Source organism: Ruegeria sp. HKCCD9138 (assembly GCF_057220975.1).
Map to the genome: position 1 here is coordinate 85,100 of NZ_JBWVAZ010000014.1, position 12,330 is coordinate 97,429.

At 53.7% G+C, this 12,330-nt stretch carries 12 protein-coding genes; 7 read left to right on the forward strand and 5 right to left on the reverse strand.

The features are described 5' to 3' along the window. Positions 1 to 21: 21 nt before the first annotated feature. From AC2TEL_RS19600 to AC2TEL_RS19630, 7 genes are all read left to right on the forward strand, one after another. Positions 22 to 594, forward strand: coding sequence for a cupin domain-containing protein (locus AC2TEL_RS19600; RefSeq protein WP_480862894.1), 573 nt, complete (start codon positions 22 to 24; stop codon positions 592 to 594). A gap of 277 nt (positions 595 to 871) precedes the next feature. Continuing rightward, a complete protein-coding gene (locus AC2TEL_RS19605; protein ID WP_480862892.1) occupies positions 872 to 1,780 on the forward strand; it encodes a LysR family transcriptional regulator in 909 nt (302 codons plus the stop codon). A gap of 119 nt (positions 1,781 to 1,899) precedes the next feature. Then, on the forward strand, positions 1,900 to 3,063 hold the full coding sequence (locus tag AC2TEL_RS19610; protein WP_480862890.1) for an ABC transporter substrate-binding protein: 1,164 nt from the start codon (positions 1,900 to 1,902) through the stop codon (positions 3,061 to 3,063). Positions 3,064 to 3,120: 57 nt separating this feature from the next. After that, positions 3,121 to 4,110 (forward strand): ABC transporter ATP-binding protein, encoded by a 990-nt coding sequence (locus AC2TEL_RS19615; protein WP_480862888.1) that lies wholly within the window; start codon positions 3,121 to 3,123, stop codon positions 4,108 to 4,110. Beyond that, positions 4,103 to 5,056: an ABC transporter permease gene (locus tag AC2TEL_RS19620; protein ID WP_480906356.1), complete on the forward strand. Its 954-nt coding sequence runs from the start codon at positions 4,103 to 4,105 to the stop codon at positions 5,054 to 5,056. The genes AC2TEL_RS19615 and AC2TEL_RS19620 overlap by 8 nt, the downstream gene beginning before the upstream one ends. Positions 5,057 to 5,243: 187 nt before the next feature. Beyond that, entirely contained in the window at positions 5,244 to 5,852 is a 609-nt protein-coding gene (locus tag AC2TEL_RS19625) for an ABC transporter permease (RefSeq protein WP_480906358.1), read from the forward strand. Between the two features lie 13 nt (positions 5,853 to 5,865). Next, a complete protein-coding gene (locus AC2TEL_RS19630; protein ID WP_480862884.1) occupies positions 5,866 to 7,290 on the forward strand; it encodes a gamma-aminobutyraldehyde dehydrogenase in 1,425 nt (474 codons plus the stop codon). Between the two features lie 348 nt (positions 7,291 to 7,638). On the opposite strand, the gene AC2TEL_RS19635 is transcribed toward AC2TEL_RS19630, so the two are convergent. From AC2TEL_RS19635 to AC2TEL_RS19655, 5 genes are all read right to left on the reverse strand, one after another. Continuing rightward, entirely contained in the window at positions 7,639 to 8,688 is a 1,050-nt protein-coding gene (locus tag AC2TEL_RS19635) for an ABC transporter ATP-binding protein (protein WP_480862882.1), read from the reverse strand. Beyond that, the gene (locus tag AC2TEL_RS19640; RefSeq protein WP_480906361.1) at positions 8,685 to 9,482 is read right to left on the reverse strand and encodes an ABC transporter permease; all 798 of its coding nucleotides are present in this window, start codon (positions 9,480 to 9,482) and stop codon (positions 8,685 to 8,687) included. The genes AC2TEL_RS19635 and AC2TEL_RS19640 overlap by 4 nt, the downstream gene beginning before the upstream one ends. Continuing rightward, positions 9,479 to 10,306, reverse strand: coding sequence for an ABC transporter permease (locus tag AC2TEL_RS19645; RefSeq protein ID WP_480906364.1), 828 nt, complete (start codon positions 10,304 to 10,306; stop codon positions 9,479 to 9,481). The genes AC2TEL_RS19640 and AC2TEL_RS19645 overlap by 4 nt, the downstream gene beginning before the upstream one ends. A gap of 101 nt (positions 10,307 to 10,407) precedes the next feature. Next, positions 10,408 to 11,448, reverse strand: coding sequence for a polyamine ABC transporter substrate-binding protein (locus AC2TEL_RS19650; RefSeq protein WP_480906366.1), 1,041 nt, complete (start codon positions 11,446 to 11,448; stop codon positions 10,408 to 10,410). 269 nt (positions 11,449 to 11,717) lie between these two features. Next, on the reverse strand, positions 11,718 to 12,014 hold the full coding sequence (locus tag AC2TEL_RS19655) for a hypothetical protein (protein WP_480906369.1): 297 nt from the start codon (positions 12,012 to 12,014) through the stop codon (positions 11,718 to 11,720). Positions 12,015 to 12,330 lie beyond the last annotated feature (316 nt).

The window sequence follows — 12,330 nt, forward strand, 5'->3', positions numbered from 1 at the left end:
GGTGAGAGGTATTAGGTAATAATGAACAGAACAAACACGAAGAATGGCGACGTTGAGCTGGGCTGGCGCCTGCGGACAGTTCGGACCAGAGCCGGCCTGTCGCAACGCGCTTTGGCAAAAAAGGTCAGCGTACCTAATAGTACTATCTCATTGATAGAATCCGGACAGATGAACCCATCCGTTGGAGCCTTGAGAAAGATACTTGATGGGATTCCGATTGGATTGTCGGAGTTTTTCGCCTTCGAGCCCGAACCCGAACGAACGGTCTTTTACGCGGCAGAAGACCTAGTGGAGATCGGCAAAGGGCAGCTGTCGCTCAAGCAAGTGGGGGCAAATCTGTTCCGTCGTTCACTGATGGTATTGAAGGAGACTTACAGCGTGGGTGCGGACACCGGTCGTGTCATGTATTCTCACGAGGGTGAGGAGGCTGGGATCGTAATTTCGGGCAGGGTCGAGATTACGGTAGGAGAGCATCGCAAGATTCTTGGCTCCGGTGATGCCTATTATTTCGAAAGCAGACTACCGCATCGATTTCGACAGGTCGGTCCGGAAGAGGCGGTAGTCTTCAGTGCTTGTACGCCGCCCACATTCTAAGGTGAGATGGTCGACGTAGATTTAGGCCTACTGCGTTCACGCTCTTTGCGCAGATTCAAACCATCTCGAACTGTTTCAGATCATGCCTCAGGACGTTTGCGTCATGTAGTCACTCTATCGTGTGGGGTAATGCCTACCGGGCAAGTACGACACCAGTATGAGGCTATATTACTTCCTATCAGTGCTGGTTTTTCTGTGACATTGCATCAATATTGCCTCTTTTGCCCTTGGCCGGCCTGTTGATCCGATCGCCCACTCGTTGGTAGTTATCCCGATCATGTCAGTTACGTTGAAACAACTCAGGTACTTTTCGGCAGCAGCTGAGGAGGGATCCGTCAGTAAGGCCGCTCACGCCCTGTCGATTTCTCAAAGTGCGGTCACGGAGGCGATCAAGGAACTCGAAGCCAACTTGGGTGTCAAGCTCTTTGAGCGACACCCCCGTGGAATCTCCATAACTCCGGACGGGCAAGTTTTCTTAAGGCACACAATTTCAATTCTCGCTGAAGTCTCTAGCGCAACGCGTGCCGTAACGACTGGTTCGCGTCAGATTAAAGGGACTCTGAATCTCGGAGTAACCTCTCTCACTGCAGGTTATGTTTTGTCGGAAGTACTGTCGCGCTATCGACGGCTTTTTCCTGACGTAGAGGTGAGCGCAGTCGAAGACAATGCTGAATACCTAGAACACTTGATCATAGGGGGTGAGTTGGACATTGCAGTGATGGTGACCACTCACTTGCGAGACAGGTATGCACTTCAGTCCGAAATCCTCGATGTTTCATCGTTCAGACTTTGGCTTCCGAATGACCACGAGTTAGGACGACAGCGCAGCATCGCGCTGTCTGATGTCGCAAAGGAGCCATTGATCGTTTTGGATGTTGACGAAATGGAACGCGAAGCTGTCACGGTCGTATCCGCATTTGGCGAACGCCCAAGGGTGGCGTTTCGGACTCGGTCCGTGGAAGCGGTTCGATCCCTTGTAGCAACTGGTGCAGGCGTTGCGTTGCTCCCAGACCTGGTTTATCGGCCCTGGTCGCTTGAGGGCGACCGAATACAGAGCAGAGATGTCGATAGCACTCTCCCCGTCGTTCAGGTGGGCCTCGTTTGGCGTCGCGGATTGACCACTTCTGATGCCACAGACGAGTTTATTGCCGTCGCTCAAGCAATGAAAAACGCTCGGAATCGTTAAGAAAATCCAGGTATCTGAATTTCCGATACAACAGCATCTAATAATTGAATTGGAGATATCAAAAAATTCCCTCCATTGTCTTCCCAAGAATCGTGTTTGAAAAAAACAGGGAGACAATCATGAGATACAATCTCAAACCTTGCACAGCGATTGCTTTGGCTGCTCTTACTGCGGCGGTACCAGTAGCGAATGCAAAGGTGGCAACACTGGGGGCCGGTGAAGGCCAGTTGAATATTGTCGCTTGGCCGGGTTACATCGAAAGAGGAGAAACGTCACCCGAGTTCGATTGGGTCACAGGCTTTGAGAAAGCGACTGGTTGTGCGGTTAATGTGAAGACCGCGAATACATCAGATGAAATGGTTGCGCTAATGAACGAAGGCGGTTTCGACCTCGTGACCGCCTCTGGCGATGCGTCGTTACGCATGATCGCTGGAAAACGTGTTCAGGAAGTCAACACTGACTTGATCCCAAGTTGGAATACAATTGACGAGCGCCTCAAGGAAGCTCCTTGGCACTTTATCGATGGCGTGCACTACGGAGTTCCATACATGTGGGGCCCAAACGTGCTGATGTACAACACCGAAGTATTCGGTGATCAGTCACCCGACTCTTGGAGTATCGTGTTCGAACCTCAGGACTTGCCAGATGGTAAACCGAATGAGGGGCGCGTTCAGGCTTACGATGGGCCAATTCACATTGCCGATGCAGCACTTTATCTGATGACACATCAGCCTGAGCTGGGTATCGCGTCGCCCTATGAACTGAATCAGGAACAGTACGACGCCGCTCTTGAGCTCTTGCGTCAACAACGCAAGCTTGTCGGTCGCTATTGGCACGACGCATTCATCCAAATCGATGACTTTAAAAACGAGGGGATGGCGGCATCCGGGTCTTGGCCATTTATGGTGAACTTACTTCAAGGTGATGACGCGCCAATCGCAAGTGTGATCCCGAAAGAAGGAGCAACTGGGTGGGCTGATACAACGATGATGCATGTGGATGCGGAAAACCCAAATTGCGCTTACATGTGGTTCGAGCACACACTGAGCTCCAATTTGATGTCCGACCTGTCAGTTTGGTTCGGTGCTAATCCCGCCGTTCCGGCGGCTTGCACCGATGGCCGAGGCAAACAGACCGCAGACGGCTGCACCAAAAACGGCTTTGATGATTTCGAGCGAATTCGCTTTTGGCAAACACCGGTTTCCAAATGTGAGAGCCATGACGAATGTGTGCCGTACTATCGCTGGGTCTCTGATTACATCGGTGTAATTGGCGGTCGATAAACCAGCTTCGGCTCACCGCTTAGCTGAGCGGTGAGCCCTCCTAAAGGAAACACTGTCATGCTGTCTGCCGTTCGCCTCCGCGCGGTTTCTCGCCACTATGGTGCTGTACGCGCCGTGAATACCGTTGACCTAGATATCGCAGAAGGGGAGTTTTTTGCGATGCTTGGTCCTTCCGGCTCCGGTAAAACGACATGCCTGCGATTAATCGCTGGATTTGAACAACCAACAGCAGGAAAGATCGAGATATTCGGAGAAAACTCCGGAGCAACTCCTCCCTATCGCCGTCCAGTAAATACCGTTTTCCAAGACTACGCGCTCTTCCCGCACTTAAATGTGCGCGACAATGTCTCCTATGGTCTAAAAATCTCTGGTTATTCAAAGGCCCAACAGCATCGTGCTGCTGATGAAGCGCTGGAGATGGTGGCGCTGCCTGGCTACGGCTTGCGAAAGCCGTCTGAATTATCAGGTGGGCAGCGGCAGCGCGTAGCGTTGGCACGAGCACTGGTTAACAAGCCCAAAGTGCTTTTGTTGGACGAGCCCCTCGGTGCGCTTGATCTCAAATTGCGTGAACAGATGCAGGAGGAGCTCAAAGGCCTGCAACGTCAGCTCGGAATAACGTTTGTTTTTGTGACCCATGATCAAGGCGAGGCCCTGTCTATGGCCGATCGTGTCGCTGTATTTAGTGAGGGTCAGATACAACAAATAGGATTACCTCAAGAAATCTACGATGCACCGCGTACCGCATTCGTGGCGGATTTTGTGGGCTCATCCAACGTGCTATCGGAGGAGTTTGTCGAGAGCGTCACCGGGGAAAAACGGCCGGCCAGCCTCCGACCAGAAGCTGTCGAACTGCGGAAAGAAGGGTACGCGGCTCAGGTTATTTCTCATGCATATCTAGGAGCAACAACCCGAGTGTCCCTCAACTTGCAAGGGCAAATCATCAATGCAGCCTTACCGAAAACTGTGCCGGCACCGAAGGTTGGCGAAACAGTCCGTATCAATTGGAATGTTGATGCGCTGCACTTGATGGAGTCCCAAAATGGCTGAAACGTCGGTTCAACCCGCAGGCAAGCGGCCACAAATTGGCGCCGCAAGTCACGTCTCAGACTTGCTTTGGCGAAAGCCAAATATCCTGCTGCTTGCACTGATTTTGCCCCCTGCTCTGTGGCTGGGCATCATTTATCTAGGATCGCTTTTCGCGTTGTTGGCGCAGAGCTTCTTTTCGATTGACGAGTTTTCTGGGCTCATCAACTATGAATTTACTCTTCGCACTTATGCCGAGCTTTTCCGGCCAGCGAATTTAGACATAATACTGCGCACAATTGCTATGGCTGCAAGTGTAACGTTTGCAGCAGCAATCATTGGCTTCCCGGTTGCCTATTATGCCGCGCGCTATGCAAAAGGCTGGTGGAAAGCGTTCTTCTATTTGGGGGTTATGCTCCCACTCTGGTCGAGCTATCTGGTCAAAGTCTATTCTTGGAAACTGATCCTGGCCAAGGAAGGTATCCTAAGTTGGATCTTCGAGAGTATGCACCTGACATGGTTGCTGGAAGCCTATCTCTCGCTTCCCGTCGTAGGGGGCAACTCTCTTTCCGTCAGTTGGACGGGAACCTTCCTTGTGTTCCTCTACGTTTGGTTGCCTTTCATGATCTTGCCGATACAGGCTTCGCTTGAGCGCGTGCCAGCTTCCCTACTTGAGGCGTCGGGGGATCTTGGAGCAAACCCAGCACAGACTTTCCGTAATGTGCTTTTGCCTTTGGCTTTGCCAGGCATCATTGCGGGATCGATCTTTACATTTTCTTTGACGCTGGGTGACTACATCATTCCTCAGATTGTTGGCACTTCAGCCCGGATGATTGGACAAGCTGTCTATCAGTTCCAAGGAACGGCTGGAAACATTCCGCTTGCGGCTGCATTCGCCGTCGTTCCGATTGTGATTATGGGTGTCTACCTCTACGGAGCACGCAGAATGGGGGCTTTCGATGCACTCTGACCGCGCCACACTATCGCTGAAGCTCGCCGCAGCTTTCGGGCTCCTATTTATGCATCTTCCGATAGTTTTGATATTCGTCTACGCGTTCACGACGGAAGACAAGAGCTACCAATGGCCCCCCCCGGGTTTGACGCTTAAGTGGTTCGGCGTCACTTGGAACCGCCCAGACGTTTGGGAGGCCTTGAGCTTGTCCCTTCGCGTTGCTTCAGTCTCGACGATAATTGCGCTGATCCTTGGAACCCTGTGCGCTGCGGCCGTGGCTCGTTCAAAGTTCTTTGGTCGCGAGACAATATCTTTGCTCGTGATTTTGCCCATCGCTCTGCCCGGGATCATCACTGGTATTTCGCTACGTTCTGCCTTCAACCTTGCGGACATTCCGTTCAGTTTCTGGACTATTGTCCTTGGGCACGCCACTTTCTGCGTAGTAGTTGTATACAATAACGCCGTGGCCCGTTTTCGTCGTACCAGTGGCAGCCTTGTCGAGGCGTCCATGGACCTTGGTGCAAACGCCTTCCAAACCTTCAGGTTTGTAATCCTGCCGAATATCTCTACAGCGCTTTTGGCGGGAGGCATGTTGGCATTTGCTCTCAGTTTTGACGAGGTGATCGTAACGACGTTCACTGCCGGGCAACAGCAGACTTTACCAATCTGGATGCTTGAAGAACTCGTACGCCCTCGACAGCGTCCGGTGACAAATGTCGTCGCCATGGTTGTCGTCTTGGTTACGTTCCTGCCGATCCTCGGCGCGTTTTATCTCACCCGCGGCACTGACACGGTTGCTGGACAAGGCAAATAGTAGGGAGCAAAAAATGTACACAGATATGTTGATTGGGGGCGAATTTGAAGCCGGCACGGAAACGGAAGAAAGCGTCCTAAATCCGCGAACGGGTGAGATTGTCGTCAAACTGCCGGAGGCAGATCCAGGCCAGATTGACAGAGCGGTTAAGGCCGCGCGGCGGGCTTTTCCCGCCTGGTCGCGCACAACCCCGAGTGAGCGATCTGCGAAGCTCTTGGCAATTGCCGATGCTGTAGAGAAAGAACTTGAAACTCTTGCTCAGTTGGAGGCGCTAAACTGCGGCAAACCCATTAACGAAGTTAGGAATGAGGAGATTCCGGCCGTTGCTGACTGCTTCCGCTATTTCGCGGGCGCGGTACGGAACATGCATGGTCCAATATCCGGAAATTACATTGAGGGGCATACCAGCATGATCCGTCGCGATCCAATCGGAGTGGTCGCCTCAATTGCTCCCTGGAACTATCCAATTATGATGATGGCCTGGAAACTTGCTCCTGCATTGGCGGGTGGAAACACCGTTGTAATCAAGCCATCTGAACAGACTCCGCTCACTGCGTTGGCCTTTGCACGCATTTTGTCCAACATTTTACCGGAGGGTGTCGTCAACGTGATCGTGGGGCAAGGGGGATCAGTTGGCAATGCACTGATCAATCACGAAGACGTCGATATGATCTCGATCACAGGCGACGTCGCAACGGGTAAAAAGGTTTTGATGGCCGCAGCAAAGAGCGTCAAACGCACGCATTTGGAACTTGGCGGCAAGGCTCCTGTTATAGTCTTCGACGATGCCGACCTCAATCGCGTGATTGAAGGACTAAAGGCGTTTAGTTTTTACAATGCCGGTCAAGATTGCACTGCGGCCTGTCGCGTTTATGCTGGCGATGGTATCTACGAAAAGCTTGTCACTGAATTAACCGATGCGGCAGCCAGCATTGTCTATGACGATGCGGACGACACGTTGAATGAAATACCGCCATTGATTTCTCCTCGTCAGCGGGATCGGGTTGCCAGCTTTGTTCAGCGGGCCTCTGAAAACAAGCACATTGAAATCACCACGGGAGGTGAGGCTCACAATGGGCCGGGGTTCTACTATGCGCCGACGGTAATTGCAGGTGCGGTACAGACCGACGAGATCGTGCAACGCGAAGTTTTTGGTCCCGTGGTTTCGGTGACACGATTCACAGAATCTGACCCGGTTATCGATTGGGCCAATGACAGCCAATACGGACTTGCGTCCTCCGTTTGGACAAGAGACGTGGGAAGGGCGATGGAGGCCTCAGCACAACTTCAATATGGCTGCACGTGGATCAATACACACTTTATGCTGACAAACGAAATGCCTCACGGCGGACTCAAGCAATCCGGCTATGGCAAAGATATGTCGATGTACGCTCTCGAAGACTACACGGCAGTTCGCCACATCATGGTTGCCCACTGATTTGGCGAGATTGCCGGGGTCTGGCAGGATGTTCTCCCACTTGCCAGACCCAATTCCCTTCTACCCATTGCCCTCTCGGTGGGGCCGCGTGAGGCTTTGAAGGTGTTGTCTTCTCTATTCGGCGTGTTTCCCGCGCCAGACACGTTCGCCGTCGCGTCGGATTGAAACTGCGGTCTCTTTCAGCGACACATCGAGACCGATATACTCTTTCATGGCTGTTCTCCTATGATGCTTGGGCCCGGTGTGCAGTCGTGAACCCGCACTTTCATCCTATCGGGGAACAGCCACTCTCCAACGCTAAGGCTGAACTTCGGGGCGTCTACACCTTCAGAACCCTTCTAGGTGGTGTCAGGTGTCGAATACCCGGGTGTCCTCTGGTGCCCAACCGAGAGTGAGTGTCTCGCCACGATTGAGCAAGCGGCCTTCGGCTGCATCTGCGGTCAAACGTATGATAATCGGCCGTTCGCAGGCAGGGCTGATCAGATGGACCTGCAAATCCAGTCCGTGATACGCGAGTTCAAAAATCTTGCCGGTCAACTGATTGTCACCGGGCTTGGGGTCAAGCCGCAGGCGTTCAGGACGGAACGCTGCAATCAACGCCCCCTTGCGCCCGGCAGTCTCGGCAGTAATCGAGGCGCCGGTGCGGTCAGTCAGCGCGCCGTCATCGGCCCGGACCGGCAAAAAGTTCATCACTCCGATGAATTCGGCTGCAAAACGGTTGGCGGGATGTTCATAAACAGCGCGCGGGCTGCCGCATTGCACGAGCGCGCCGTCTTTCAGGATGGCGATACGGTCGGCCATGACCAACGCCTCTTCCTGATCATGCGTGACTATGATGAAGGTAATGCCGAACTCCGTCTGAATTCGTTTCAGCTCCAACTGCATCTCACCGCGCAGTTTCTTGTCAAGTGCACCCAGGGGTTCGTCCAAAAGAAGAATGCGCGGGCGTTTTACCAGCGCACGCGCCAGCGCCACGCGTTGGCGCTGACCACCAGAGAGTTGATCGGGTTTGCGGCGCGCTAATTCAGTCAACTGGATAACCCGCAGGATGTCGTCCACGCGCGCTGCGATCTCGCTGCGAGGCAGTTTCTCCATCTCGAGCCCATAGGCGATGTTTTGCGCAACACTCATATGCGGGAATAGCGCGTATGACTGAAACATCAGGTTCACGGGGCGCTTATTGGCTGGCAAGGTTGAAATATCCTGCCCGTCAAGCAGCATTCGCCCACCCGAAAGGTCTTCGAATCCTGCGATCATACGCAGGAGGGTAGTCTTGCCGCTGCCCGAGGGGCCGAGCAGGGCGAAGAACTCGTTTTCAGCGATTTCGAGCGAGACCCCGTCGATGGCGGGCACTGTACCAAAAGATTTATTGACGTGCTGGATGGAAAGAACATTCATTGTCCCGGTACACCTCCTCGGTTAAGGCGCTGCGCGAGTGTCAAAGCGAGGACAGAGACACACATGACGATGGTAGACAGCGCGTTGATTTCCGGCGTGACACCGAACCGGATCATCGCGAATATCTGCATCGGGAGAGTGATGGAGTCGCGGCCAGCTCCGGCAGTAAAAAACGCGATGATGAATTCATCAACCGACAGGGTGAAGGCCAGAAGTGCACCAGCCGTAACCGCTGGTGTCAAAACCGGCAAAACCACACGCCAGATCGTGGTTGCGACTGGCGCGCCCAAATCCGCCGATGCTTCGACAATGGACCAGTCGAAGGTTTTCAGGCGCGCTCGCACGACCGAACAGACAAAAGCCAAGTTGAAGACAACATGGGCGAAGATGATCGTATGCAGACCCATGGTAACATTGAGCATGGAAAAGAAAGACAAGAGCGCGATGGCCAACACGATATCCGGGATGATCATGGGCGCGAAGATAATGGTTTCCAAAACCCGGCCCTTGCGACGACGGATTTCGACGCCGATGGCCAAAAGCGTGCCAAAAATCGTTGCCATCACCGTTGATACCAACGCCACGACTAGCGTGTTAAGTGCCGCTCCCAGGATGTCCTCGTTTTCCAATAGCGTGCCAAACCATTTGGTAGAAAAGCCAGTCCAGGCTGTGGGCAGGCCCTTTTCGTTGAAGGAAAGCGCGAAAAGAACGGATATCGGGATGTAGAGAAAGGCAAAGACCAGCCCGAGGATCAGCAGCATAAGACGGTTTTTGGCGTGGCTTTGATCCGTCATGTCGGCTTAACCCTACCGCCCGACGCTTGCTCGCTCGCAAAAGTCTGCAACGTCAACAGCCCCATCATAATAGCAATTAAAACCATCGACAGCGCGGCACCGAATGGCCAGTCATTCGATTTCAAGAACTGATCGTATATAAGATTGCCGATCATCTGGAATTGGCCGCCGCCCAGTAGGGCCGGCGTCACAAAATTGCCGATGGACAAAACAAAGACAAAGACGAAGCCGGTTGCGATGCCGGCCGCTGTCATGGGCAGCGTCACGCGCCGGAATGTCGTCCAGCCCGTCGCACCCAGATCACGAGAGGCTTCGGAGACTTCAGGGTTCAGCCGGGACAGCGGCGCATAGCAGGCGAGGATGACAAAGGGCAGGTAATTGTAGACTAACCCGACCACCACGGCCCCTTCGGTATAGAGCAAGCGCGGCATCTCGCCCTCGTACCCCAACCAGCCCGCGAGACCCGTTATCAACCCTTCGCGGTTCAGCAGTACGATCCAGGCATATGTGCGCACAAGGTAGTTCGACCAGAAAGGCATAACGGCAAAGAACAGAAGGAGCGGCTGATACCGCCGGTGCATCGAGGCGATGGCATAGGCCGCGGCATATCCGATGATGACAGCTACTGTTGCCGCAAGCCCCGCAATCCAGGCGGATTTCAGGAAAATTCCCGCATAAAGCGGATCGAAAACAAGGGCCACGTTTTCAAGGGTAAATGTGTACTCGACCCCGCCATAGATACCGCGCCTAAAGAAGGCGAGCGCAAGGATCAGCAGGCACGGCACGACCATGAAACAAGTCAACCACGCGAATGCCGGGGCCATGAAATACGTAGACTTGCGGTCAATCATATTGAATTACGTCCAGTATGCGCACCAATGTCCCGGCGACGATATGATCGCCGGGATCATCGCGCAGGGCAGGATCAGTTCGCGGCGCGGATTTCCGATACCAGACGCGCATAGGCGCGCTGTGCTTCGCCTACATCGCGAAGCTGCTCGAATTTCAACATGTCCTCCGGAGCCATACCCATGTTCGGGTAAGTCTCGAAAAGGCTGGGGTCGACGCCTTCCATCGCGGCCTGGTTGGGCACCTTGTAAAGGATGTTTTCAGCGGCCCAGCGATGGGTTTCCGCGTCAAGGATGTAGTTGATGAACTCATAAGCCCCATCCTTATTTTTGGACGCCGCCATAATCACCATTGTGTCGACCCAAAGGTCGCTGCCCTCTGTTGGGATAGTGTATTTTATCTCTGCATTCTCGGCGATGCCGTAGTTGCACCAACCGTCCCAGGCATGCACTAACGACGCTTCGCCCGACACCAACTTGGCAAAGAAAGTAGTGTCGTCATAGGCCAGAAGTGTACCCTTGGCGTCGATCAACAGATCGCGCACCTCTGTCATTTTGCTTTCGTCCGTTTCGTTCACGGAATAACCTTTGGCCAACTGCCCGGCGGCCAAAAGCCAACGGTCGGTGGCCAGCATGGTGGTTTTACCGTTGACATCTTCGGCGGGTTGCAGCAGGTCCATCCAACTGTCGGGTGCCTCTGATACCATATCCGCGCGGTAGCACAGGCCCGTCGTGCCCCAGGCGTAAGGGACCGAGAACGTGTTGCCCGGATCATGTGGAAGCTCCAACGCTGCCGGGTATAGGTTCGCCATGTTCGGAAGCTTCGACGCATCCAGCGTTTCTACCAGCCCAAGGTTGTTTAGCACCTCGGCAAAGGGAGATGATACAAAAACAACATCGTAGCCCTTGCCACCAGATGCGATCAATTTGCCGATGATCTCCTCATTCGTGGCATGCAGCACCAGTTCGGCGGTGTTCCCCGTGGCGCTATTGAATGCATCAACCGCGTCTGGTGGCATGTATCCATCCCAATTGGACACAACCAAATCGCTGGCCTGAGCAGCGGCACCCAATAAAGAAAAAGCGGCGGCGCTTAAGTAGTAGGCGGGTCGTTTCATTTTTGACTCCCTGCTTGGTTTGTTGACTTGTTTAAAGTTGGTTGCAACGAACGCTTTAGAACGCTGTCGTTGTCTTGAATCCTTGAGGCTTGTTTGGAGCGGACGGTTGCTCCAAGCATCTATGGCTGATTAGGTTAGCAAGGTCGCGTCGATGATGGAGCGTCTTGGACAGTAGATACTGGGGGAAGTCTTCGGACAGTCTCTGGGAGGCGCTGTGCACTTTTTGCAGGATATTGCGACGCCGTGGTACGCGCTTGTTCGATGCCCATTCAAGTGGTGTTGTTAAGCCCACTACCATGGCTCCCCAGCGCGTGATCGATACTCGGATCACCGTCGGAAAAACCTATGCGGAAGACATCATGGTGTTCACCGAAAACACCCAGCATAGTTGCACGAGCACAGTACTGTTCGACGTTTTCATCGAGACTTCGAAGGTCTTTAATCGGGTGACGCTTGCCAATGGGTTCTCCAGCAATATCGAATAGGATTGCATCCACAAACTGCACATCTGGATGCGTATTCAGGAAGCTGTCCAACTCGCTCATGTTCTCGGGTTTCTTCAACATTTGCGCCTCCGAGGCGTTGTCGCATTCCTCACGGTACTGACCGACACGATTTCAACAACTTAAGTTAGCCTACCAATTTGGGTACTTTTTGACTCCAATGAGAGGATCAAGCTCCCCACATTGAGGCCAGCTGGGGCGTCTACACCTTCACAACCCCTTCTTGGGGCGGACCGCGGTTGCGGATGCACAGGACCCCGACCCGGAGGCGGGCCGGCCGGTGGGCGCGCTTGGCGCGGGGTTTCGGGCGCATCATGAGCGGCCGGACGCGGGTCACGCGATGACACGCGCCGCCTGCGATCTGGCCTTCTGGCGCCGG